The organism is Agrobacterium sp. Azo12 (assembly GCF_029193765.2).
Classification (GTDB): domain Bacteria; phylum Pseudomonadota; class Alphaproteobacteria; order Rhizobiales; family Rhizobiaceae; genus Agrobacterium.
Genome location: NZ_JARFYO020000003.1, coordinates 645,043 through 666,670, shown reverse-complemented (window position 1 = coordinate 666,670; position 21,628 = coordinate 645,043). Strand labels below are relative to the sequence as shown.

Sequence of the window (21,628 nt, the reverse complement as noted above, 5' to 3'; positions counted from 1 at the left end):
CTCACAGCTCCCTTTTGCGGGCCAGCCGCGAACGTTCGCGTGGGTCGGTGAGTGTTTGAGATAGCTCCGCAACAAGATTTGTCAGCACATAAAGCAGCACGATGACGAACACGCCGCCTTGCACGACGGGATAATTGCGGGTGCGGATGGAATCGTAGATTAGGGAGCCAAGACCAGGCCTGTTGAAGATCACCTCGGCAAAAACTGCCCCGCCCAGCAGTTCGCCAAAACCCATGCCAAGCACAGCGATGGTTGGCAAAATGGCCGGTTTGAGCGTGTATTTGATCAGGATTTTGACGTCACTGACCCCATAGGCGCGCAATGTGCGGATATGGCTTTCGCTCAACACTTCCAGCAACGACGACCGCAGCAGGCGGGCAATGTACCCCACCCAGCCAGCAGCGAGCGCAAGTGTCGGAAGCACAAGATGCCAGAGCTGATCCAGTATATCCCCACGTTCTCCCGCGCCCAGAACCGGAAACCATCCGAGTTTGACCGAGAAAATCATCAGCAGGAACACCGAAACCACAAAGCTGGGTGTCGAGATAAAACCCACACTGACAAAGGCGATCAACCGGTCTATGCGGCCACTTGGCCGATGGGCAGATATCAGCGCGAGCGGCACGCCAATGGCAATTGCCAGAAGCATCGCCGAGATGGCGAGGGCAACCGTATTGGGCAGGGCCGCCGCCACCAGTTGCAAAACCGGTCGGTCGTTAAAGACATCCTGGCCCAGATCGCCGACGCTCAGTCGACTGAAAAATGTCAACACCTGCATTTGCAGCGGTTTGTCGAAGCCAATGCGCGCGTTCAATGCTGCAACGGTTTCAGGCGTGGCACGCGAACCCAGAATGACGGTTGCCGGATCGCCGGGGATCAGGCGTGTCAACGCAATTAACAAAACAACAGAGCCGGCGACAGCGAGAGCTGCTGTCACCAGCTTGAAAACCAGATGGCTTTGAAGAGATGCGCTGCTCATCGCAGCGCCTCCCTGTATTTGTTTTTGATCGTCACAGGCTCAGACCGCCGCGTCGGTGAAGGCCGTGTAGAGCCAGTTATTGCCGTTCGGCAGCACACCGGGCTTCAGCCATTTGCGTGAGGCAAAGGCATTCAGATTGTGAGTGATCCAGATAAAGGCCGCAGATTCGTCGAGCAGTTTCTGCGCCGCGATATAGATCTTTTCCCGCTCTGCCGGATCAACGGTGACGCCACCTTTCTGGTGCAGGGCATCGTAGTCGGCATTCTTGTAACGTTGCCAGTTCCACTGGCCGACCTGCTCCGAGGTAAACCACTGCGTCTGGAAACCTGGGTCGAACTTGCCATTGAACTTGACCAGCGAGAGCTCGAGATCTTTACTGGCGTCGTTTTTACCAAGTGCCCAATAGGCCGCCGATTCGAGCGCTTCAATCTCCACCTCAATCCCAACATCGGCGAGATTTGCCTGAATGATCTGTGCGATTGCCTCGTAACGGGCGCCAGCTTCAACCGTCAGCTTGGTCTTGAAGCCACCGGAATGGCCAGCTTCGTCCAGCAGAGCCTGCGCCTTTTCCAGATCACGTTTGTAAACCGGCGCGTCTTTCCATGCACCGAGCAAACTTGGAGCGAGAAGGGCGTTGGCACGTGGGTAGATGCCGGAATAGGCACCTTGAAGAATGGCATCGACATCCACAGCATAACGGATGGCCTGGCGTACCCTGATGTCGTCAAACGGTGCCTTTTCGATATTCGGCCCAAACCAGACGTAATCGATCGCCGGAATTTCCGTGACGCTTGCGTCAGGCAGAGCAGAAAGTGCCTTGCCATTCTCCGGGTCGATAGCGGTGAAGTCGATTTCGCCAGACTGGAAGGCAATTTCAGCCGTCTTCTGTTCGCCAATCGGCTTGCCGACAATCTGCTGGAAATGTGGTTTGATCGGTCCCTTGTAATCCGGATTGATCTCAAGCACGAACTGTTCGCGCGGCGTCCATTCCTTCAACACGTACGGGCCGCTGCCAACAATCTTGGTGGCAAAATCCTTGCCAAGAGCCTCAAACGCCTTTTTGGAAACGATCCGGCCAGAACCATCGGCCAGCGCAATGGTGTAAAGTGCGGGTGCCGGGGTCTTGAGGAGAATACGACCTTCAAGTGGGCCGGTCACTTCGACATGGTCCAGAGCCGACCAGTCCTTGGCATAGGTGACGGGTTTGCCTTCGGCATCAGGCTTGATGAAACGTTCGAAGGAGAATTTTACGTCCTCCGCCGTCAGATCGCCATAGCCGCCGGTAAAGGCGAGGCCGGATCGCAGCTTGAAGCGGATTTCGGTGTCGCTGACCTGCTCGAGTTCGTCTGCGGCGTCCAATTCCCACTCGGTTGAACCGGGTTTGAAGGAAATCAGCCCTTGCTGCACAGACCAGATGACATTCAGGTCAATCGGGCCAGAGCGGTTGGCGGGATCAAGGTTGACGAGATCCTTTTCCACGCGGACGGTAATCTTGGTGCGGTCATCATTGGCAAAAGCCGGGCTGATACCTCCGAAAGCGACCACAGTGGCAATGGTGGCGCCGCCCGCGAGAAACTGTCGGCGTGTTGAATTCAGTGTCATGGATGTCCCCTGTCCAAAGCGGCTTTGTGCCGTATATGCCTCTATGGCCAGGATTAGATCTTATAATCTATGGTTTTGGTAGAATTGATATTCTCCTGCGAACCATCATCGGCAAACTAGTTTTCCGTTTTTCAATTCCGTTGCGCAAAGCCATGTGGCGCGTCCGGACGTTATGCGACCTATAGTTCGGCTCTCAATTCCAACAGCATTTCCAATGCGCGGAGCCGCCATGTTGCGCCATTCCACCCTGTCTCAACTCAGCCAGTCGTCGATCGCGCGCCTTGAATGGCAGACGGTTGTTTTAGCAATCGTCATCTACGGCGGTTTCATCGGCCTGACATTGTTCTGGCAATCGCTGCCTGTGCTTGTTGTCATGGCGCTGGGCGGTTGGCTGGTGGCATGGCAGGGATCCTTGCAGCACGAAGTCATGCATGGACATCCAACACGGCTACAGGCAATCAATGATGCCATTGGTTGGCCGCCGATTTCCCTGTGGTTGCCTTATGCTATCTACAAAGAAGGCCATCTGCTCCACCACCGCGACGAGCATCTGACGGATCCGATTGAGGACCCGGAATCCTCCTATTATACGCAGGCAGCGTGGGAACGCATGGGAGCGTTTGGCAAATTGCTGTCAAACCTCAATATGACGCTTCTGGGGCGCCTCACAATTGGTCCTGCCGTGATGATCCTGAGTTTTCTGTTTCAGGAGTTTTTGCTCATTCGTGCCGGAGACCGGCGCAGAGCATTTATCTGGGGAAGGCATAGCCTGGGTGTCGCCGTGGTGCTGACATGGGTGGTCCTAGTCTGCCAAATGCCGCTTTGGATCTATCTACTCGGGTTTGTTTATTTTGGAGCAGCACTCAGCAGATTACGGTCTTTCGCTGAGCACCGCTTTGCCGATCACCATGATGAGCGCACGGCAATTGTCGAAAACAGCCCACTGTTGGGTCTGCTGTTCCTCTACAATAACCTCCACGTTCTGCATCACAAACGGCCGGGTATTCCCTGGTACCAGATTCCCCGTTTATATCGTCGGCACAGAGAGTTTCTAGTCAATCTCAATGGTGGACTGGTCTATAATGGCTACCGGGAAGTTGCGCGTCGTTTTCTGGTAAAACCGCACGATGATCCCCGACATCCAAACCACCGTGAGCAATAAGCCGTCACCACTTCTCTCGCGGACGGCATGGAACGATAGCCCTTGATGTCCGTTAGTCCTGCCGTAAAGCAAGCCCGCTCACGGGCGCTCCATCAGCTATCAAGCATTGCGGAAGCCGCACACCGATATATTGTTGCCGCTTTCAGCAGGACATTTCTCCGGAGGAACACCTCATGAAATCTCAGCAGATCGTTCTTGCCAGCCGACCAGTGGGTACGCCGAAACCACAAAATTTCCGGCTTGAGGAAGTCGACTTACCGCAGGCAGAGGAAGGTGAGGTTACAGTTAGGGTGCTGTTCCTGTCACTTGACCCCTACATGAGGGGCCGCATGAGTGATGCGAAATCCTATGCTGCGCCGGTCCCCATTGATGGCATCATGGAAGGCGAAACCATTTGTGAGGTCCTGAAATCCAGAAGCAGCAATTTCGCGCCGGGCGATATTGTGCGAGGACGCACCGGCTGGCGAACCCACGCGGTCGTGGATGGCAATGCTCTACGAAGGGTCGAGACACATGGTGCACCGCTGACGACCGCGGTCGGTGCACTTGGCATGCCGGGTTTCACTGCATGGAGCGGCCTGAAATTTATCGGCCAGCCGAAAGCGGGCGAGACCGTTGCAGTCGCCGCGGCGTCCGGCCCTGTCGGCTCAATGGTTGGACAGCTCGCAAAACTCTGGGGTGCAAGGGCGATTGGCATCGCCGGTGGTTCAGAAAAATGCACCTATGTGAAGGATGAGCTTCACTTCGACGCGGTCATTGATCACCGCTCCGATGACCTTGTCTCTCGATTGGAGGCGGCGACACCCGACGGTATCGATGTCTATTTCGAAAATGTCGGCGGACATGTCTGGGAGGCGGTCCTACCACGGCTCAACAAGTTTGGACGAGTTCCGGTGTGCGGACTTGTCGCCCATTATAATGGCGCTTCAACATCTGATAATGACCGGTTGCCAGCGACCATGTCTGCAATTCTGCGGCAAAGCCTGCTCGTGCGTGGTTTCATTCAGACCGAATTTGCAGCGGATCATTTTGACGAATTTCTTGCCGAAGTCGGTCCGCGCGTGGCCGCGGGCGAGATACGCTACCGGGAAGATATTGTTGACGGTCTCGAAAATGCACCAGACGCCTTCACCGCAATGCTGACCGGTGGCAATTTTGGAAAGCTGATCATCAAAGTCGCCTAAGCGGCGCAGCATCGTTTAATTCTGGCACGCCTGTGATCGGTTGAACACCTCAACCGAAACAGCGTTCTGCCGAAGTCTAACCGCACAAGTCAGAAAATTTGCATTGACCGTTTTCGATCGCGAGGTGAAACTTCGACCTTATAAAACAGGAGGTAACACATGGACGAACCAGACCGCTGGCGACATATGCGAAACGCTCCCAGAGACGGCAGTCGCATTCTCGTTACCATCCGCCCAACGGAACAGGGGCCAGGGGCAGTTGATCTCGCCTATTGGTCAAATGGCGATCAGTTCGGCGGCGAAGCCTGGCGCTCGTCTGATTCCGCTCCCGGCCGCATCATCGAATATGCCGAACCCGAGTTGAAGTGTTGGATGCCGATCCCATCGGCCGACCCTGACCGCATGAGCTTGCCCTCTCCGTGGAAAGGAAAAGACACACAAGAGCTGGAGGTTGATGGATCGGGAATCTAACCACGCCCACACAAAATTCCGCTGACCCGTGCGGTGCCTATCTCGTTGTATTCAGCACAGCGAGGCGTTCTATTGCTTGTCGGCGGTTTTCTGCGGCCAGCGTATGAGCGCTTCGCGGCCAGTATCTGTCAGACCGTAAATACCTCGTTCCAGCCGCTCAAACCAGCCATAAACATTTGAAAGCAATATCTTTCCTGCGTCCGGCACGAATGTCGTGACATCACGAACACGCAACGGTCCTGCAACCAGAGCGGCCGCGCAACCGAGTGCCTGCTGGCGATAGGCTGTCATGACAGGTTGGCGTGTGCTGCCGCCGAGTGCAGGATCACCCCGCCTGTTGCGGTGTTCGCGCATCAACCGGGAGCGTCTTTTCGGATTGGTGCGCGGCATCGGGGTAACCGAGCCGACGATAACGCTGACATCGCCCGCATCGGAAACACCGAGCATGCCAATCCCAAGCCTGCGGCAAAGATCTCTGTAACGTTTGTCCGCTTCGCGCCCTCTGCCTTTGGGTGAAATCCGCGCCGCAATCCACACCTCGTCAGAAACCGCGGCGCGGTCAACGGCCTGTAAGATAAGTTCAAGATTGAAGGACAGTTTCAGCTCACAAATCACGACGATGGTCGGATCACTATCGCTGAGGCCAACGAGATCGCAGCCACCGATTTCGCCTTTCACGGCGTAACCTGCCTGTTCGAGAAAGTCTTTTACGGGCAGATAAAGGGAGGTTTCCATAGGGCTGCTGTTAGATGTGGGGAATCGCATCACAAGCTACAGTGATTGCTCGCCTGCGTCACCACAGGCGCAGGCAACAAATATCTACACAACGATCCGAAAGAATGGATGCCGTTAGAATATCTGGCGAATTTTGCAGACAGAAATGCCGTCTTTCGAAAACAGCTCCCGTCACTCAGCGTGCCGGAACAACTGATATTGATCGAAAGATCACATATCGAAGGCCACGACGAAAAGACGGGCTGTTTTCACAGCCCGTCAATCCAATCGATACCACGACGTGTCGCAGTAATTATCTGGTCTTCTTTGGCTTCGAAGGCAGAAGGCCTTCGCGCTGCAGCTGCTTGCGAGCGAGCTTGCGCTGACGGCTTACAGCTTCAGCCTTTTCACGAGCCTTCTTGATAGATGGCTTTTCAAAAGCTTCACGCAGACGCATTTCGCGGAAAATGCCTTCACGCTGCAGTTTCTTCTTGAGAACTCGAAGCGCCTGATCGACATTATTGTCGCGCACTAATACTTGCATTTGCCCCTCTTGAGCTAAAAATCGAAAATCGTGCGCCACCATACTCATTTTCGCGGCGATTCCAAGATCGATAACAGCTTTCTTTTGGCATTTTTTTCAAAGAATCGGACGAATTTTGCAGTTATTGCCATGGTTGACCGGTAAAAATGGAATCCGAACCGTCACCCTGACGGAATCACGTCACTAGGAAGGTCCCCAAATCCGACAATTTACGTGTGAAACAGTCCAGTCAATGGAATCGCTGTCGCTCATAACTGAAGAACCCGAAATGCACGCGACATGATCACGCCGAAGTTCGTTGACGAATCTGCTGATAACATGTCCAAATCCTCTCAACTTTACGTCTCCCCCCACCTGATTGATTGAATGCCCTACATGATCCGCAAACGCCGACTTGGTAACACATCGCTGGAACTCAGTGAGCTGGGTTATGGCTGTGCCGCCATCGGCGGCATGTATAGAAGTGTCAATCGAGCAGAGGCCACGGAAGCGCTGACAGCCGCCTGGGAGGCGGGGATCCGCTATTTTGATACCGCGCCCGGTTACGGCGTCGGCATATCAGAGCGTATTGTCGGTGACTTCCTTCGCGACATCCGACCCGATGACTATGTGCTGTCCACCAAGGTCGGCAAACTTCTCAAGCCCGCCAAGTCGGCTGCGACAGGCCCTATGCCCTTCGAGATCACGTTCGACTATAGTTATGACGGCATCATGCGGTCCTACGAGTTCAGCTTGGCCCGGCTTGGCCTCGCCAGGATTGATCTGCTGCTTGTCGACGACCTCGATCCACAAACGCTCGGTTTGCTGGAATACCGCAGGCATTTCCCAAAATTTCTCGATAGCGGCATAAAAGCCATGGAGGAGTTGCGATCCAGCGGCGACATCGCGGCATTTGGGTTGGGTGTCAGTGATGTTGGGGCATGCATTGATATCATGCAGAGAGTGAAGCTCGACTGCCTGCTTATCAATGGCCGCTATACACTCCTTGATCGCACAGTCGGCACGCGTGTTCTCGGCATGTGCAGACAGTCCGCCACACCACTGATCGTCGGCAGCCTGTTCAACTCTGGTACTCTCGTGCGCCCCACTGGGAATATGGACGAGATCGATTTCATCGCAAATCGCGCGCGCGAGGTTGCCGCATCAGCGGGCGTAGACATCGCATCCGCTGCAACGCAGTTTCCGTTGAGAGACGAGCTTGTGACGTCTGCGATTTTGGGAAGCGCACGTCCGTCCCGCATTCGCGCCGCGATTGCCGGATTGTCAGATACGATACCGGAGACAGTATGGACGCAGTTTTCGTCATCCGCCAAGAACTGAGACGCCGTGACCACCCCTCGACAGCAGGGCTCGCGTAAATCCGCGACAAACTCCAGCATAAAAGCCATTTCATTCGGCTTGGAATTTCAAGCAAAACTTACCAACCTTTAATCCGGCGGATATCCAACGGTAATCCACACTCGTCTAATGTCTATCCCATGGTCGCGAAACAAGGCGTCGACCATTCAAAAAGGATCAGGACCATGACGACTAGATTACACACATTCGTCACCACCGGACTGGTCGCCTTGACGATTGCTGGTTCAGCGTTCGCCACCGCCTCCCAGGCCGAAGCACGCAATAATTTCGGCCGCGGTCTCGTTGCGGGTATCGCGGGCGCTATGATTGGTGGGGCGTTGCTTGCCAACGGCCACCACGCGTCGGGTTATGGCCCGCCAGCTTATGCAGTAGTGCCATATGGGCCTCCTCCCACCCCCTATGGCACGCCAATATATACCTCACATTATCCCGCCTGCCATGTTGTTTGGCGACAGGACGCCTGGGGTGACATGTACCGCGCCCGCGTTTGCGATTAGGCGCGCAAAACCTTCCGTTGAAACCGTACCGCGACACGACCCAAACCCGCCAGAGCCCGCCGCCCTGGCGACGGGAAGCCATTGCCTGTCCCGGTGTTAAAAGAGAGTGAGAATGATCATGTCGAATATCCTTCACAGAAATCGCGTCCTCGCCCTGCTCGGGGCCGCCATTATCGCAGTGCCATTGGCAACACCGGTCATTCTTGGTAGCAATGCTGCTTTCGCAGCACCGTCCACGGCCCCGGCAGTCAGCGGTATCGTTGCACCAACAGACTCTTTTGCCTCCATCGTTTCTGCAGACAAGCCTGCCGTCGTTACCGTCACCACAATGATGAAGACAGAATCCGTCGCTTCGGACGAAACCTCACCTTTTGGTGAAAACTCGCCCTTCAACGATCAATTCAAGCAGTTCTTCGGGCAGCGCGGCATGCCAATGCCGCAGCAGCGTCAGTCGCAGCGTTCCCAGGCCCTCGGCTCAGGCTTTGTCATCTCGTCGGATGGCTACATCGTTACCAATAACCACGTGATCGACAATGCCATCGACATCAAGGTCACTCTCGATGATGGTACGGAACTGCCAGCAAAGTTGATCGGGGCTGATCCAAAGTCGGATCTGGCGGTGCTGAAGATCGAGGCAAAGACGCCACTCGCCACCGTGTCATGGGGTGATTCCGACAAGTTGAAGCTTGGCGATCAGATCCTCGCGATCGGCAATCCGTTCGGCATCGGCACGACGGTCACTGCGGGTATCGTCTCGGCACGCGGTCGTGACCTGCATTCTGGCCCTTATGACGACTTCATCCAGATCGATGCACCAATCAACCACGGTAACTCTGGTGGTCCTCTGGTGAATAGTGACGGCAGTGTCGTCGGCGTCAACACGGCGATCTACTCACCGAACGGAGGTAGTGTCGGCGTCGGTTTCGCCATCCCTTCGGATCAGGCCCAGCGGGTCGTGGCAAAGCTGATGAAGGACGGCTCTATTGAGCACGGCTTTATCGGCGTGCAGATCCAACCAGTGTCTGCCGATATTGCCAATGCAATTGGGCTCGAAAAGTCTGAAGGCGCGCTGGTCGCCAGCGTCAACGATGACACCCCGGCTGCCAAGGCTGGCGTCCAGGTCGGTGACGTGATCACAGCCCTTGGTGGTCAGGCCATTTCTTCACCACGCGACCTGTCGCGTATGGTTGCAGACATGACCCCTGGCTCGAAGGAAAACCTGACGGTATGGCGGCAGGGTGCCAGCAAGAACCTGCAATTGACGATCGGCCAGAACAGCCAGGACCAACAACAGGCTTCGACCGATCAGGACAAGGGTGGCCCTGCAGCGCAAAAGCTTCCCACCATTGGCATTGGCCTTGCCGATGTAAATGATCAGGTCCGTCAGGCCCTTAACCTGCCAGAACATGAAACTGGTGCCGTCGTTGCAAGCGTCGCACCTGACAAGCCGGCAGCGGAAGCTGGCCTGCAGGCAGGCGACCTGATCCTCTCGGTTAATCAGCATGCGGTCAAGACAGCCCAGGACGCCAAGATGGCCGTGGCAAACGCTGGCAAGACAGGCAGAAAGGCCGTTCTGTTGCTCATCCAGCGCGGCAGCGACCAGAGCTTTGTGACCGTTCCGTTCGCAGTCGGTTGATCATAAGCTCAATCAGACCGGCCTTGTACTTTTCGGGTGCAAGGCCGGTTTTCCGTGGCGATATTTCCGGTAAAAAATCCGAAGGCTGCCTATCCGCATGAGAGTATCGACCAGGCCATCAAATGCCGGCAGAAGGAAAGTTTGGAGACAACCAGACTCTTGCAAATCGCAGCCCACCGCCCTAATTAAACAGAATACTGCCAAGGTTCCTTGGCACGTAAGCGTTAACGTAACTCAACGCGCATGATCAAACGGGCTTCCCGGTTCTGATCTGCGCGGCTGTGTCCTGCAGATCGATCCGTCGGCCTCTGAAAGGGATACATTTTGACAACCGACGTATTTACTTCTTCTCCGAAAATTGACCGTATTCGTCACGAACTAAAGCGACGTGATCTCACCGTCATCGCCAAAGACAATATCACTCCGGCGATGCTGCGCATCACGCTGAAGGGCGATGACGCTTCGGACTTCGTCAGCCTCGGAGCCGACGACCACATCAAGATCTTCATTCCGACATCAGGCGGCGCCCCTGAACGCCGCGACTACACGCCGAGGCGTTACGATACGTCGTCACGCACTGTCGTCATTGATTTTGCCATCCATGAAGCAGGTCCCGCGACCCAATGGGCACTGAATGCCAAGATCGGTGACGTCTTGTCCATTGGCGGCCCCAAGGGCTCTGCGGTCGTTTCGCCAGACATCATCAACTGGTTGCTGGTTGGCGACGAAACAGCGCTCCCGGCAATTGGCCGCCGCATAGAGGAAGCCCTGCCGGGCCAACGGATTTCTGCGGTCATTGCAATTACCGGACCTGAGGAAAAGCAAGATTTCACCTCAAAAGCAGAGGTGGACATCCATTGGGTTTACCGGCCACTCAGCGATGCCGCAAAGGCGGGCCTGCTGCTTCAGGCGCTTGAACAGATCGAAATCGCGCCGCACACCTTTGTCTGGGTTGCTGCCGAAGCGTCAGTGACGCGTGACGTGCGTCGCTATCTCGTTGAACAGCGCGGGTATGCCCTACCGTGGACCAAGGCCTCCGGCTACTGGGTCAAAGGCATGGCGGACGCTCATGAAAAATTCGAGTGACATCCCGTGATGCAACAAAATTTTCTGGTCAAGAAAAGCCGTCAGTCACTCAGCCCGCGCTGTTGACTGACGGGTGTCTGATCACGCTTAAGGAAAGTCGCAGGCGTGCCGTTTTCGCGGCACCCACGATCTCAAATATCTGATGTATCCCGATCTGGCAGGCCAGTCCGCACCCGGTTGACCACCGTCCAGATCAACAGCACACAGGCCATCGGCTGGAGATGCCACGTCCAATCCGGAAGCGTATCGAACATCGCCACCAGCAGACCAATTGCCCCAAACAACAGGGCGCGGTCGCTTTTTCCCATCGGCCCTTCGTAGTTTCGTCCCTTGCCATGGGCGACACCCAGCACACCGGCAAATTCCGTCAGCACCGAGAGGAAAACAATGGTCGCAATCCATGGGAGCGAGAAGGGCGCGACCAATGCAAAGGGAATGTACAGTGCGGCGTCCGACACTACATCTGTAATTTCATTGAGGTAGCCACCGAGGGCAGATTGCTGCCCATGCTCACGCGCCAGCATGCCGTCGACGGCATTAAAGGCCATGCGCAGAAACATCCACAGTGGCACCAGTGCAAACAGTCCCGGCAGCGGCTGCACCAGCAACAACGCACCGATTGCAACGGAAACAAGTGCCGCACCCACGGTCACCTGATTGGCTGTTACTCCTGATGCCGCCAGCCGTCCGACAAGCGGGCGAAGGATGGCCTGAAACGAAGATTTCAGTTTGTAGATCGACATGAAAGCCCGAATCCGATTGAGTGCATCCACACATGCAGGCGCAAGTTGATGAAATCAACTGGAAATTTGGGAAATCATCCTTATAGAGTCCAGTTCAGTCAAGTGGGAGTGACAACGGCATGATGAAATCAGAGTTTGCGAGCCATGACGGCGTGGAGCTTTTCTACCGTTACTGGCCGGCACGCTCCGGCACTGCCAAGGGTGCAATCGTGCTTCTCCATCGCGGCCACGAACATGGCGGCAGAGTTGCCCACCTTGCAGAAGAGCTTGGTCTTGATGACTTCGCTTTCTATGCCTGGGACGCGCGCGGTCACGGAAATTCTCCCGGCGAACGCGGTCACTCGCCATCCTTCGCCCATACGGTATGTGATCTCGATTGTTTCGTCCGTCATATTTGCGAGACCGGCGGTTTTGCCATCGATCAGATTGCCGTTGTCGCACAGAGTGTTGGTGCAGTGCTAGCAGCAACCTGGGTGCACGACTATGCGCCCAATATCCGCGCGATGGTATTGGCGTCCCCAGCATTCGACGTCAAACTTTATGTTCCCTTTGCAAAGGAAGGCATTGCACTTTGGCAGAAGCTGAAAGGCACCTTCTTCGTCAATTCCTACGTCAAGGCACGTTTCCTGACGCATGATCCTGAGCGTATTGCATCATTCGAAAGCGATCCGCAGATTACCCGCCCCATCGCGTCCAACATTTTGCTGGAGCTTTACGAGGCGGCCGACAGGGTAGTCTCCGACGCCCGCGCCATTACTGTACCGACGCAGTTGCTCATTTCCGGCAGTGATTTCGTTGTGCGACATGCGCCTCAACATCGTTTTTTTGAGAATCTCGGTAGCACCATCAAGGAACGCCATGTGCTGCCAGGCTTTTATCACGACACGCTCGGCGAGTTACACCGGGTCAAGGCATTGGAAAAGATCAATGCATTCATCACGGCACGTTTCGATGAAACGCCAGTCGTTGCAGATCTTCGCAAAGCACATCTCTCCGGTTACAGCCGCGATGAGGCTGACCGATTGGCAACGCCACTGTCATTGATGACACCGCGTGGTCTCTACTGGGCTTTGACGCGCGCCTCGATCCGGTTTGGCGGTCTGTTTTCAAACGGCATCAAGACGGGTGTTCGCACCGGCTTCGATTCCGGCTCGACGCTTGATTACATCTATGAAGACGATGCCCGAGGCCTTGGCCCTGGCGGTCGGCTGATCGATCGCCAGTTTCTCAATGCCATCGGCTGGCGTGGTATCCGGCAGCGCAAGCTGCATTTGCAAGAGTTAATCGGCAAGGCATTCGCACGGCTCAAGGCAGAGAGCAAGCCTGTGCGCGTGCTCGACATCGCGGCCGGTCACGGACGTTACATTCTTGATGCGGTGGCAGCGTCAGATGTGCGACCGGACAGTATCCGCCTGCAGGACTACTCACCGATCAATGTTGAAAAGGGTGGCGCACTGATTGCCGAGCGTGGCCTGAGTGATATCGCCTCGTTCCACCGCGCCGATGCCTTCGATACGGCGGGATTGGCCGCGATTGAGCCAAAGCCGACACTTGCCGTGGTTTCCGGCCTCTACGAGTTGTTCCCTGACAATGATGCCATCGAAGCCTCGCTTCGCGGCCTTTCGCTGGCGCTGGAACCGGGATCGCTGCTGCTTTACACTGGCCAGCCCTGGCACCCGCAGCTAGAGATGATTGCGCGGGCGCTGACCTCTCATCGTGGTGGCGAAGCCTGGATCATGCGTCGCCGCACGCAGCAGGAAATGGATCAGCTTGTCGCGGCCGCCGGTTTCCGCAAGATTGAGCAGCGCATCGACAAGTGGGGCATTTTCACCGTGTCGCTGGCCGAACGTATCTGAGGGCGACATGGAGGAGGGGGTTACATCGGTTCCCGAGGGAACACGCAGCGCAGTTCTGCGACGGGCAGCCCTGTGGCTCGCTTTCCTCGCTCCGTTCTTTTATCTCACCTACGGCCTAGCGAACTGGCAGGCATCGCTGCGTGCAGACGTACCGAACCTGGCATTTGCCTGGGAAAAACACATTCCCTTCATTGCCTGGTCAATCGTACCTTATTGGTCGATCAACGCTTTTTATGCGCTGTCTCTGTTTGTCAACGACACAACGGACGACGTCGGCCACTTGGCGCGTCGTTATCTCACCGCACAGATCATAGCCGTTGTCTGCTTCCTGCTGTTTCCGCTACAGGCAATTTTTGTCCGACCTGAAACTCATGGCTTGCCGGGTTTCATGTTCGATGTTCTCGGTGGCTTCGACAAACCGTTCAATCAGGCACCCTCGCTACACATTGCCCTTCTGGTGATCATCTGGGATCACTGGCGTGTCCGTTTAAAGGGTCCGGTTCTCGGTATTTGGCACGTCTGGTGCCTGCTGATCGGCATATCGGTGCTGACCACCTGGCAACATCATCTGATCGACATCCCGACAGGTGCACTGCTCGGTCTGTTTGCCCTCTGGCTGTTTCCGGCACAAAAAACGTCACCAATCGCCACCTTCCATTTAACCGGTGATCAAAGGGCGAGACGACTGGCAGTGGCCTATGCGTTGGGTGCCGTATTGTTTCTTCTGATCGCAGTTCTTTCGTTGCGCAATTCCGGCGCAGGCCTGTTGTGGTTGTGGCCGAGTGTTGCGCTGGCACTGGTAGCGATCGGTTACGCCGGTGCGGGTCCACAGGTCTTTCAAAAGGATGGCAACGGCGTAACCAGCCTTGCGAGCCGTTGGCTGCTTTGGCCCTATCGCCTCGGAGCAAAGGTGAACCGCTGGTGGTGGACGCGCAAGCTACCGGCTGCGGTCGAGGTCGCGGATAGAGTGTTTCTCGGACGTGCACCTGATCGAAAAGAGCTTGCCGCCTATTCTTCTGTTGTCGATATGACCGCAGAATTTCCAGCCCGTTGCGTCCCCGGCCTCAACTGGCATTCCATTCCATCACTCGACCTGCTGGCCCTGACGCCAGAAAGCATCCGTGCCGGAGCGCTGGCCGTTGATGACGCTCGCCGGAACGGACCCGTGCTCGTCTGCTGCGCGCTCGGTTTTCAGCGGAGTGCTGCCGTCGTTGCGTGTTGGCTTGTACGGTCAGGCCGCGCGACAAATGCCAAAGCAGCAGCAGGACACCTGATGACGCTTGGTCGGCCGGTTCATTTGAAACAGGCGATCTATGCGGCAATCGATGAGGCGGCACGATGAGTGACTGGAAAACGGCCACGATGCACATGGCTCAACGGTTGCGTCGTAATGGCATCACCGGTGGTCTGATCGCACTTTTGCTGGTCGCCGTCGCACCGGTCACGGCAGGGGCACATGGTTTTACCGCAGCCCTTGGATGGTGGCTGCTGTTGGCTTTCTGCCTTGCGCCGATCGCGCTGGCCGTCCATCTTCTCTTCGACGCTCGTCTCTTTCATCTGGCCGCATCTCATGACAGCGAAGGCGAAGCACTCGCCGCTATCGATGACGTTTTGGCCCGTATGAGACTTCGGGCGAGGCCCGCCGTTCCGGCACCGCTATTACAACGGTTTTCCGGATGCCGTCGTCTCATTCTTTTGCAATGGTCGACCCTTGCCATCGCTATTTTGCTCTATGGCATTCTTATGCTTGATGCCGTCGATGGAGTTGCGACATGAGCGGCGGTGCTTCTCTGCTTCAGATCGTCTCCGGGTCGATGCTCGCTGTGCTTGCGCGAGCGGTGACCGGCGTGCGGCCTATCTGGGTCGGATCAGCACCAAATGGTGGTCAGCGCATCTATTTCGCCAATCACGCAAGTCACGGCGATTTCATTCTCGTCGCAACGTGCCTGACACCATCCGAGCGTAGCCGGACAGCGGCGGTGGCCGGTGCCGATTATTGGAGCACAGGGCATATGCGCCGTTTCATTTCCCGCCGCTTGCTGCGAACGGTGCTTGTCGAGCGCAACTGGGTGGAAAGAATTGCCGACCCCATGCAGGTCATGCTGGATGCGCTCGACGCCGGTGAATCACTGATCTTTTTCCCTGAAGGCACCCGCAATATGACAGAGGAACCCTTGCTGCGGTTTCGCTCCGGCTTGTACAACCTCGCGGTCGCCCGACCGGGTGTCGAACTGGTTCCCTGCTGGATTGAAAACATGTCCCGCGTTCTACCCAAGGGGGCTCTCCTTCCCGTCCCGCTGTTATGCCGCACCGTTTTTGGTGCGCCGGTGACGCTCAAAGAGGGCGAAGACCGCAAAGAATTTCTCGAGCGCGCCCGGCAAGCCCTTCTATCCCTTGCCCCGCGAAAAGATGGAAATAACGGATGAGCGACGACACCACGCGCCTTTTTCTCGGTCTGATCGGGGTGCTCGTCACCGCGAGCGTCATTGCCGGTGTGTTGTCCTGGCGCAGCCCCAAACCGCTGCCATCAACACTGGACAATCTCAATGCGCGTATCAAGGCGTGGTGGATCATGGTCGCCGGCATCAGCTTCGCGTTTCTGTTTGGGACACGCGGGGTGCTTTTGCTTTTTGCCTTTGTTTCCTTCGCATCGCTGCGGGAATATGTAACGCTGACCAAGACGCGCCACGCCGACCGCTGGACATTGCTTGGCATGTTCTTGATCATTGTGCCTACGCAATATTATCTGATCTGGATCGATTGGTACGGACTCTATTCGATCTTTATTCCGGTCTACTGCTTCCTTGCCATGCCAGCGATTACGGCGATGCGCGGCGACACGTCCCGCTTTCTCGAGCGGGTCAGCGAACAGCAATGGGGTGTGATGCTGTCGGTCTATTGCCTCAGCCATGTTCCGGCGCTCGTCACGCTACCCATTCCCGGCAATGAAGGGCGTGGGCTGTTGCTCATCGCCTTTCTGATTGCCACAGTGCAAGGCAGCGATGTGCTGCAATATATCTTTGGCAAACTGTTCGGTCGTCACAAGGTGGCGCCCAGCATCTCGCCATCCAAAACCTGGGAAGGGCTGATTGGCGGCATCGCCAGCGCGTCTCTTATGGGGGCAGGGCTGTTCTGGCTCACCCCGTTTTCACCACTGGAAGCCGGTTTTCTGGCCGCACTTTCCTGCGTCATGGGCTTTTTCGGTGGCCTCGTTGCCTCCGCCATCAAGCGGGATCGCGGCGTCAAGGACTGGGGCCATATGATCGAAGGCCACGGCGGCATGCTGGACCGGGCAGACAGCCTGGTGTTTGCAGCACCGGTGTTCTTCCACATTGTCCGATACGCCTGGACTTGAGTTTCAAGTCCAGCAGCGTATTAGCGCGGCGAATTGTGCAGCCTATAAAAGCTCAGCGATACATTCCGCCGCCAGCCTATGATCTTCAACATCCGGCAGACCGCTTACCGCGACAGACCCGACGAACAGGCCGCCTTTCAGGAAAAGCGGGACAGCACCACCAGACGGTGCGAAATCCAGAACAGGCAATGCAAACCGTTCATTGAGGTTGTAGCCCTTCTCTTCCGCCAATATCCGCATGTAGAGAGAGCTTTTTTGAAACCGGTGTACAACCGCACATTTACGGCGTGCCCAATTGAAATTATCGATCGTTGCGCCCGGCAGAAGACATGCAAACACCACGTCGTTGCCGTGCCGGACCTCGATTGCGATTGGCAAGCCGGCAGCGACTGCGCGCTCGCGAATTTTTGCGCCAAGTTGCCAGGCAACGTCATAGTCAAAATGCGGAAGCTGCAGTTTTTCCTGTTCATCAAGAAGTTCTGAAAGCGTTGGCGCAAGCAAGCTCATTAAATTACCTTCAGTCAGATTTTCAGTCATGCGTGGCACACGCGCTGTGGCTGCTGGCACGAATAGTGGCGCGAGTTTGAGGGCAAAGCAAGCATGCCTCACGGCATACTTGCAGTTACCCACTTGCCGACCGCTTGGCAACGGATCGTGCCTGTTCATGTCAGCCCAGCAAACCCGACGTTTTCCTCAGAAATGTCGACCAAACGGCGTAACCGGCAGCATTCATGTGAACGAGATCGGGAAGGTAGTAGCGAAACATCGGCAACCTGTTTTCGCCAATCAGGCCGACGCTTGGATCTTGCCAGCTGGCATTGCCATCCGTTTCACACCACTGACGGGCCAGCTGGTTGAACAAGTCAAATTCATCGCGATAAATCCAGCGGGCCGGACTGTGTTTGATGGCAAAAACAAAAACCTTGGCCTCCGGCAAAGTCTTTGAAATAGCCTCTCGCAATGTCTTTAAATGGCCAAGAGTTGTCTGGGCTGTCAGGCCATCGCTGGCAATGTCATTTTCGCCAAAATACAGGGCAATCCGCCGTGGCTTCAGAGGCGTCAAAAGCTGGTCCATGTAGTGGATGCCGGAAAGATATGTACCACCGCCGAACCCCAGATTGACGACATCCAGTGAGCCGAGGTCTTCGGTGATCGAACTCCATATCCGAAACGAGGACGAACCGTAAAAGGCAATCGGATCATCAGGCAGGCCGACGCGTTCCAGCCGAGCCAGCGTTGTGATGATATCGTTTTCGTGACGGCCTGTGCCGATACTGGGCGGAAAGTCATACATTGGGTTTCTCCCGGACTATTGCAGGTTTACGAAAGTGAATGTTTGAGAACACTCAACGCCCCGCGAACAAGAACGTCATCTGCACCGAGGTCAATTTCCAGATCGAATTTTCTGGCTGCGGCCAGATAGAGGTCGTTCAATCCGTCATTGCCAACAATGGTTGCCTTGTCGCCCGGCGAATACCAGCCCGCATCGCAGGCCTGCCGGAATTCCTGACCAATGACCATGCCATGAACGTAGGATCGCAACTGATCGGGTGACAGCTTGCCAGCCAATCCGCCCGTTCGCGATGAAAACAGCAGTGAGAGCATCGCGCGCGAGTTTTTCGCCTCCTCAAGGCCCTGGTCAAAAGCGGCCGGATCATCAATGGGCGGCTGGGTGGCACCTCGGGCAATGAAGGAATGGTTGATCAACAGCGCGAAGATTTCACCAGTCACGAATGTTTGAAAACCGGCGATCTTGCCAGCTTTGACGCTTGCCCATTTGCTGTGGGTGCCCGGAATGATGATGGTTGCATCAGCGCCTAGCCCATGCCCAACGATCTGCGTCTCTTCACCGCGCATCACATCCGGGAAGGGGCGACGGGCCGGGTCGGTCAATCCCGGCAGGAAAACCAGGTCCGACTCATTCGGCAACTGTCGTTTTGTGCTGCCGGCGGCCAGGTCTGCAGGTCCTGCCGGGCAGGGCACGTAGGGAATTTCCACCCAGCCGTTGCGGCTGGTGATCATACCGAGCGCAGCCACCGGGATCGCACCATGGGTCGAGAACCAGGGCGCCAGAGCCCCCATCAATGCAGCCTCATGTTCGCCCTTCTGAAGGGACGAGATGCCCTGTGCGGTTTCCAACTGGTCCAGTTGTTCACCATTGGCGTCCACCAGCGCAGCTCTCAGTGATGTGGTTCCCCAATCGACGATGATCGATGCGGTTTGTTCTGCCATGTCGTGAGCCTCCTCGCTCATTTTCATCTGAGGGCTTGTCATAAGAGTTTTGCGCATGTAGTGTCAATTAGTGAATTCAAAGTATCAATATGTGAGACTTCAATGGGAGGTGAGGAAATGGCGACTGGTCTGAAGGGCATACTGCCCGTTCTGCCAACACCGTTTTTGAAGAGCGGAGAGGTTGATAAGGCAGGCATGTCACGGCTGGTGCGGTTTGCACTCGAACAGGGCGTGGACGGCGTGGTTTTTCCCGGCTTTGCCAGCGAGGTTGAGAACCTCAGCGCTGACGAACGTGCCGAGCTTCTGGCAGTGGTTGTTAAAGAGGCTGCAGGGCGGGTCCCTGTAGTGGCTGGTGCCAGTGCCGCTGATTGGCGCGAAGTGGTGGAGCACGGCCGGGTGGCCGCCAGCCACGGTATCCGCCATCTGATGGTGCAGCCGCCAAAATCGGTCGGCACCGATGCCCCGGCATTGATCGAATTTCTTGGCCATGTGCTGGACGCACTGCCAGAGATCGAAATCATCCTGCAGAATGCGCCTGCACCACGCGGTTCAGACCTGTCACCCCATGCTATTGTCGAGATTATTCGTGCCTTGCCGCGTGTCGCCTATGTCAAGGAAGAGACACTGCCGGCCGGCCCAGCCATCAGCCACATCATCGCGAATGCCCCAGAAAGCCTGAAAGGCGTGATCGGTGGCGGCGGTGCGCGTTACATCCTGGACGAATATGCTCGCGGCGCGACGGCTGCCATGCCAGCTCTCGAGATTGCAGGCGAACATGTGGCAATCGACCGGGCACTGGTTGCCGGCAAACACAACGAGGCGCGGGCGATCTATGTTCGCACCCTGCCGCTTCTGGTCTTGCAGGCAGTCTACCGTATGCGATTGACCAAACATGTGCTGGCCCGTCGCGGCATCATCGACGGTGTCGGTGTACGTGCTCCGACCCCTGATCTCGACGCGGCAGCGATTGCCGACATCGATGCCAATCTAGTGGAACTCGGTCTTCTCTCCGCGGAGGCCGCATGAGCAGCCCGGTCGCATCCATCGAGGTTTTTACCCTGACCCAACCCCGTAAAGTGCCATATCTGGGCGCTTTAAGGGAAGGTGAGGTTGTCAACCCCAACGGCTACATCGTACGCAAGGGAAACCGCACGGTTTACCCAACCTTCGACCGCAGCGTGCTTGTGCGCATGACCACCCAAAATGGGGTGGTTGGCTGGGGCGAGACCTATGGCATCGTCGCACCAGGCGCTGTAGCCGCACTGATCAATGATCTGCTGGCCGGTTTTGTCATCGGCCGCGACGCCTCTGATCCGTCCGCAATCTATGACGATCTCTATGACATGATGCGGGTGCGTGGTTACACGGGTGGCTTTTATGTCGATGCACTGGCGGCCCTCGATATTGCTCTGTGGGATATAGCCGGTCAGGAAGCGGGTAAATCTGTGCGTGATATGCTGGGCGGTGGCGTAGACGATTTTCCGGCTTATGTTTCGGGCCTGCCGGAAAAGACGCTGCAGGCACGCGGCGAACTGGCAAAATACTGGCAGGATCGCGGCTTTGACGCCTTCAAATTTGCGACACCGGTGGCCGATGATGGCCCGGCCGCAGAAATGGAAAACCTGCGCAAGGTTTTGGGACCGCAGGCAAAAATCGCCGCCGACATGCATTGGAACCAGACACCGGAACGGGCGCTGGAGCTGATCGCAGACATGGCGCCGTTTGATCCATGGTTCGCCGAAGCGCCAGTCTGGACCGAAGACATTGCCGGGCTGGAAAAAGTATCCAAAGGCACCGACATCCCGATCGCTGTCGGGGAGGAGTGGCGCACCCATTGGGACATGCGCGCCCGCATCGAGCGATGCCGCATCGCCATTGTACAGCCGGAAATGGGCCATAAGGGCATCACCAACTTTGTTCGCATCGGCGCCCTTGCGACCGAACATGGCATTGACGTGATCCCGCACGCAACAGTGGGCGCCGGTATCTTTCTGGCGGCAAGTCTGCAGGCGTCTTCAACATTGAAGACGCTTAAAGGCCACGAATTCCAGCATTCGATTTTCGAGCCGAACCGTCGCCTCCTTTCAGGTGACATGGATTGCCGCGAAGGTCGTTATTACCTGCCCTCCGGGCCAGGGCTCGGGGTAAAGCCGTCGGAGGCGGCGATCAGTATGCTTGAACGTATCTGAATTGGTTCTTTGGGAGGAA

At 56.3% G+C, this 21,628-nt stretch carries 22 protein-coding genes; 14 read left to right on the top strand and 8 right to left on the bottom strand.

Annotated elements, in window-relative coordinates:
* Position 1: 1 nt before the first annotated feature.
* Together PYL13_RS25075 and PYL13_RS25070 are read right to left on the bottom strand one after the other, a co-directional pair.
* The gene (locus tag PYL13_RS25075) at positions 2-979 is read right to left on the bottom strand and encodes an ABC transporter permease (RefSeq protein ID WP_275642682.1); all 978 of its coding nucleotides are present in this window, start codon (positions 977-979) and stop codon (positions 2-4) included.
* A gap of 39 nt (positions 980-1,018) precedes the next feature.
* The gene (locus PYL13_RS25070; RefSeq protein WP_275642681.1) at positions 1,019-2,581 is read right to left on the bottom strand and encodes an ABC transporter substrate-binding protein; all 1,563 of its coding nucleotides are present in this window, start codon (positions 2,579-2,581) and stop codon (positions 1,019-1,021) included.
* Positions 2,582-2,810: 229 nt separating this feature from the next.
* On the opposite strand from PYL13_RS25070, the gene PYL13_RS25065 reads away from it, so the two are divergent.
* From PYL13_RS25065 to PYL13_RS25055, 3 genes are all read left to right on the top strand, one after another.
* Positions 2,811-3,743 (top strand): fatty acid desaturase, encoded by a 933-nt coding sequence (locus tag PYL13_RS25065; protein ID WP_275642680.1) that lies wholly within the window; start codon positions 2,811-2,813, stop codon positions 3,741-3,743.
* Positions 3,744-3,916: 173 nt separating this feature from the next.
* Complete coding sequence (locus tag PYL13_RS25060; RefSeq protein ID WP_275642679.1) at positions 3,917-4,927, top strand: NADP-dependent oxidoreductase; 1,011 nt, start codon at positions 3,917-3,919, stop codon at positions 4,925-4,927.
* Positions 4,928-5,086: 159 nt separating this feature from the next.
* Positions 5,087-5,398: a hypothetical protein gene (locus tag PYL13_RS25055; RefSeq protein ID WP_250983968.1), complete on the top strand. Its 312-nt coding sequence runs from the start codon at positions 5,087-5,089 to the stop codon at positions 5,396-5,398.
* A 69-nt stretch (positions 5,399-5,467) separates the two neighbouring features.
* Here the strand turns inward: PYL13_RS25055 and PYL13_RS25050 are convergent, their stop codons facing one another.
* Positions 5,468-6,133 carry a DUF2161 domain-containing phosphodiesterase gene (locus PYL13_RS25050; protein ID WP_275642678.1) on the bottom strand — a complete coding sequence of 222 codons (666 nt, stop codon included), beginning with the start codon at positions 6,131-6,133 and terminating at the stop codon, positions 5,468-5,470.
* Positions 6,134-6,425: 292 nt separating this feature from the next.
* Positions 6,426-6,656, bottom strand: a complete 231-nt coding sequence (gene rpsU, locus PYL13_RS25045; RefSeq protein ID WP_192490802.1) for a 30S ribosomal protein S21 — start codon at positions 6,654-6,656, stop codon at positions 6,426-6,428.
* A gap of 375 nt (positions 6,657-7,031) precedes the next feature.
* Here rpsU and PYL13_RS25040 point away from each other — a divergent pair, with 375 nt between their 5' ends.
* The 4 genes from PYL13_RS25040 to PYL13_RS25025 all read left to right on the top strand — a co-directional run bounded on the left by PYL13_RS25040 (position 7,032) and on the right by PYL13_RS25025 (position 11,234).
* Positions 7,032-7,976, top strand: a complete 945-nt coding sequence (locus PYL13_RS25040) for an aldo/keto reductase (protein ID WP_275642677.1) — start codon at positions 7,032-7,034, stop codon at positions 7,974-7,976.
* Between the two features lie 203 nt (positions 7,977-8,179).
* Positions 8,180-8,512, top strand: coding sequence for a hypothetical protein (locus tag PYL13_RS25035; protein WP_275642676.1), 333 nt, complete (start codon positions 8,180-8,182; stop codon positions 8,510-8,512).
* Between the two features lie 118 nt (positions 8,513-8,630).
* Positions 8,631-10,148, top strand: coding sequence for a DegQ family serine endoprotease (locus PYL13_RS25030; RefSeq protein WP_275642675.1), 1,518 nt, complete (start codon positions 8,631-8,633; stop codon positions 10,146-10,148).
* Positions 10,149-10,472: 324 nt separating this feature from the next.
* The gene (locus PYL13_RS25025) at positions 10,473-11,234 is read left to right on the top strand and encodes a siderophore-interacting protein (protein WP_275642674.1); all 762 of its coding nucleotides are present in this window, start codon (positions 10,473-10,475) and stop codon (positions 11,232-11,234) included.
* A gap of 131 nt (positions 11,235-11,365) precedes the next feature.
* Here the strand turns inward: PYL13_RS25025 and PYL13_RS25020 are convergent, their stop codons facing one another.
* Positions 11,366-11,977, bottom strand: a complete 612-nt coding sequence (locus PYL13_RS25020) for a CDP-alcohol phosphatidyltransferase family protein (protein WP_275642673.1) — start codon at positions 11,975-11,977, stop codon at positions 11,366-11,368.
* A 119-nt stretch (positions 11,978-12,096) separates the two neighbouring features.
* On the opposite strand from PYL13_RS25020, the gene PYL13_RS25015 reads away from it, so the two are divergent.
* The 5 genes from PYL13_RS25015 to PYL13_RS24995 are packed head-to-tail and all read left to right on the top strand — an operon-like array spanning position 12,097 to position 17,188.
* Entirely contained in the window at positions 12,097-13,833 is a 1,737-nt protein-coding gene (locus tag PYL13_RS25015; protein WP_275642672.1) for a bifunctional alpha/beta hydrolase/class I SAM-dependent methyltransferase, read from the top strand.
* A 7-nt stretch (positions 13,834-13,840) separates the two neighbouring features.
* A complete protein-coding gene (locus PYL13_RS25010; RefSeq protein WP_275642671.1) occupies positions 13,841-15,175 on the top strand; it encodes a phosphatase PAP2/dual specificity phosphatase family protein in 1,335 nt (444 codons plus the stop codon).
* A complete protein-coding gene (locus PYL13_RS25005; protein WP_275642670.1) occupies positions 15,172-15,609 on the top strand; it encodes a hypothetical protein in 438 nt (145 codons plus the stop codon). Before PYL13_RS25010 ends, PYL13_RS25005 begins: the two co-directional genes overlap by 4 nt.
* Positions 15,606-16,259 carry a lysophospholipid acyltransferase family protein gene (locus PYL13_RS25000; protein WP_275642669.1) on the top strand — a complete coding sequence of 218 codons (654 nt, stop codon included), beginning with the start codon at positions 15,606-15,608 and terminating at the stop codon, positions 16,257-16,259. The genes PYL13_RS25005 and PYL13_RS25000 overlap by 4 nt, the downstream gene beginning before the upstream one ends.
* Complete coding sequence (locus PYL13_RS24995; RefSeq protein WP_192490810.1) at positions 16,256-17,188, top strand: phosphatidate cytidylyltransferase; 933 nt, start codon at positions 16,256-16,258, stop codon at positions 17,186-17,188. The genes PYL13_RS25000 and PYL13_RS24995 overlap by 4 nt, the downstream gene beginning before the upstream one ends.
* A gap of 42 nt (positions 17,189-17,230) precedes the next feature.
* On the opposite strand, the gene PYL13_RS24990 is transcribed toward PYL13_RS24995, so the two are convergent.
* From PYL13_RS24990 to PYL13_RS24980, 3 genes are all read right to left on the bottom strand, one after another.
* Positions 17,231-17,695 carry a heme-degrading domain-containing protein gene (locus PYL13_RS24990; protein ID WP_275642668.1) on the bottom strand — a complete coding sequence of 155 codons (465 nt, stop codon included), beginning with the start codon at positions 17,693-17,695 and terminating at the stop codon, positions 17,231-17,233.
* 160 nt (positions 17,696-17,855) lie between these two features.
* Positions 17,856-18,482: a GDSL-type esterase/lipase family protein gene (locus PYL13_RS24985; RefSeq protein WP_275642667.1), complete on the bottom strand. Its 627-nt coding sequence runs from the start codon at positions 18,480-18,482 to the stop codon at positions 17,856-17,858.
* Between the two features lie 26 nt (positions 18,483-18,508).
* Positions 18,509-19,420: a 2-dehydro-3-deoxygalactonokinase gene (locus PYL13_RS24980; RefSeq protein ID WP_275642666.1), complete on the bottom strand. Its 912-nt coding sequence runs from the start codon at positions 19,418-19,420 to the stop codon at positions 18,509-18,511.
* A 117-nt stretch (positions 19,421-19,537) separates the two neighbouring features.
* Here PYL13_RS24980 and PYL13_RS24975 point away from each other — a divergent pair, with 117 nt between their 5' ends.
* Both PYL13_RS24975 and PYL13_RS24970 read left to right on the top strand, forming a co-directional pair.
* Positions 19,538-20,446, top strand: coding sequence for a dihydrodipicolinate synthase family protein (locus PYL13_RS24975; protein ID WP_275642665.1), 909 nt, complete (start codon positions 19,538-19,540; stop codon positions 20,444-20,446).
* Complete coding sequence (locus PYL13_RS24970; protein ID WP_275642664.1) at positions 20,443-21,609, top strand: mandelate racemase/muconate lactonizing enzyme family protein; 1,167 nt, start codon at positions 20,443-20,445, stop codon at positions 21,607-21,609. Before PYL13_RS24975 ends, PYL13_RS24970 begins: the two co-directional genes overlap by 4 nt.
* The last annotated feature ends 19 nt before the right edge of the window (positions 21,610-21,628 follow it).